This window comes from Pseudomonas sp. PS02303, assembly GCF_029959925.1.
GTDB lineage: Bacteria > Pseudomonadota > Gammaproteobacteria > Pseudomonadales > Pseudomonadaceae > Aquipseudomonas > Aquipseudomonas mandelii.
The window spans coordinates 1-2,122 of the sequence record NZ_JASCOM010000473.1; the positions used below are offsets into that span (position 1 = coordinate 1).

2 protein-coding genes are annotated in these 2,122 nt (G+C 60.2%); one reads left to right on the forward strand and one right to left on the reverse strand.

Annotation, left to right across the window (positions count from 1 at the left end):
* Window positions 1–86: 86 nt before the first annotated feature.
* A complete protein-coding gene (locus QMX98_RS34195) occupies window positions 87–728 on the reverse strand; it encodes an HD domain-containing protein (RefSeq protein ID WP_282412065.1) in 642 nt (213 codons plus the stop codon).
* A 335-nt stretch (window positions 729–1,063) separates the two neighbouring features.
* Between QMX98_RS34195 and QMX98_RS34200 the strand changes: the two genes are divergently transcribed.
* Window positions 1,064–2,029, forward strand: coding sequence for a GlxA family transcriptional regulator (locus QMX98_RS34200; RefSeq protein ID WP_221107720.1), 966 nt, complete (start codon window positions 1,064–1,066; stop codon window positions 2,027–2,029).
* Window positions 2,030–2,122 lie beyond the last annotated feature (93 nt).

Genomic DNA, 2,122 nt, shown 5'->3' on the forward strand with positions numbered 1-2,122 from the left:
AGCCTGCTCGCGATGAGGTCGTGTCAGTTGATAGAGATGTCGACTGACACACCGCATTCGCGAGCAGGCTCGCTCCCACAGTTGTTTTAGGACATCCAGGGAGACTTGCGGATGATCTCGACGAAGTTCATCGGCTTGAACCCCGGCTCGCTGTCCACCAGGACATCTGCGTTCACCGTGCCGAACGTGGTATCCGGCTTGTGTTTGAAGCCATTGGCGAACGCACACAGGATGCATTCCTTGAACCCCTCGCCTCGTGGGTGCGCATGCACCACTTCCTCACGCTGCACGGTGGGAAACGCGGCGTAATCGATACCCAGCACATCCATTTCCACACCGGCCGTGACCAATGCCACGTTAGGCCGCAAGTGTTGCGGTACGCCCGGCGTGGTGTGCAGGGCAATCGAAAGCCACACCTGCTCGATATCGCCATCCGACAACCCATACGGCTTGAGGAACGCTTTGGCGGCGTTGGCGCTATCGACTTCGAAGCGCTCGTTGTCCGTGCGATAACCGTCCACCAGGCCCAGGTCATGGAACATGGCGCCGACGTAGAGCATCTCTGGATCGTAGGCCAACTGCTTGCGCTCACCGCTCAAGGCGCCGAACAGAAACACCCGGCGCGAATGGTGGTAAAGCAAATCGGACTCGGCGTCGCGAATGTATTCGGTGGTGGCCTTGGCCAACGCGCTGTCGGGGATTTTGATACCGGCAATGATGCTGCTCATGGTGCTTTCCTCGTGGGGAACGCCGTGGCGGCGTTGATGGAACAAGTCTGTTCCGGCCTCCAAAACCGGACAATCGATCCATGGCTGCGATCCCGGCCAATGAACATGCAAATCGCGCCAACCTCGCTTGTTGCGCCCGGGTTGGCTAAGTTTGGTACCGGCGAATACGCTTTGTGGCGAGGGAGCTTGCTCCCGCTGGGCTGCGAAGCGGTCCCAAAACCTGCAACTCAATTACACCAGGCAAACAGTAGTGACAGGAATGGGAGTGCTGCGCACTCCAGCGGGAGTAAGCTCCCTCGCCACAGGTAAGTGTGACCCGTAGAGGCAATCCAACCATGAGTAAAACCGTTGCCATCGTAGTGTTCGCTGGCGTCCAGTCGTTGGACGTCACCGGTCCCATGGATGTGTTTTGCGAAGCCAATCGTTTCCTCGAACCGCATGACCATTACCGGCTAGAGGTTATCGGCGTCGAGCACGGGATGATGGCGTGCTCCAACGGTTTGTCGCTCAATGCCCATCGGCATTTCAGCGAAGCGCTGGAGGCTTATGACTTGCTGCTGGTGGCCGGCGGGCCGCAATTGCCGTTCCTGGATTTTGGCGCGGCCTTCGATGGCTGGTTGCGCGATGCCTGTGCGCGGGCGCAACGATTTGGTTCGATCTGCAACGGCGCGTTCATGCTGGCCCGGGCCGGATTGCTCGAAGGACGGACCGTCACCACCCATTGGGATGATGCCGCGGCGTTGGCGACAGCGTGTCCATCGACTCAGGTCGATGCCGATCGCCTCTACGTTCAGGATGGTAAGCTTTTCACCTCGGCCGGCGTCACGGCGGGGATTGATTTGTCGTTGTACCTGTTGGCCCGGGACCACGGACCGGAAGTGGCATTGAGCGTGGCCAAGCGGCTGGTGGTGTTCACCCAACGCTCGGGCGGGCAATCACAGTTCAGCCCGTTCCTCACACCCCACGCCGAACCGACGTCGGCGGTGGCACTGGTGCAACTCTACGTCCTGGCCAACCTGACCGGCGACCTGACCATTGCCGATCTGGCGAACGCGGCCAACATGAGTGCCCGCAACTTTTCCCGGGTGTTCGCCAAGGAGGCGAAAATCACTCCGGCGGAATTCGTCGAGCGGGCGAGGGTGGACGCGGCGCGGGTGCTGCTTGAAAGCACCCATTCACCGCTCAAAACGGTGGCGTATCAATGCGGGTTTCGCGATGCCCAGCACATGCGCACGGTGTTCAGTCGCCGATTGGGAGTGACGCCGCAGCAGTTCAGGCTGAATTTTGCGGCGATGGTTTGAGCCATGAACAGGCGTTGTTCTTGCGGGCCTCATCGCCAGCAGGCTGGCTCCCACAATGGATCCGCGTGCACAGGATCACTGTGGGAGCCAGCC

Bases quoted from the DNA above. Each gene is read 5' to 3' on its own strand.
- QMX98_RS34195 (WP_282412065.1), bottom strand. From the start codon at position 728: ATGAGCAGCATCATTGCCGGTATCAAAATCCCCGACAGCGCGTTGGCC.
- QMX98_RS34200 (WP_221107720.1), top strand. From the start codon at position 1,064: ATGAGTAAAACCGTTGCCATCGTAGTGTTCGCTGGCGTCCAGTCGTTG.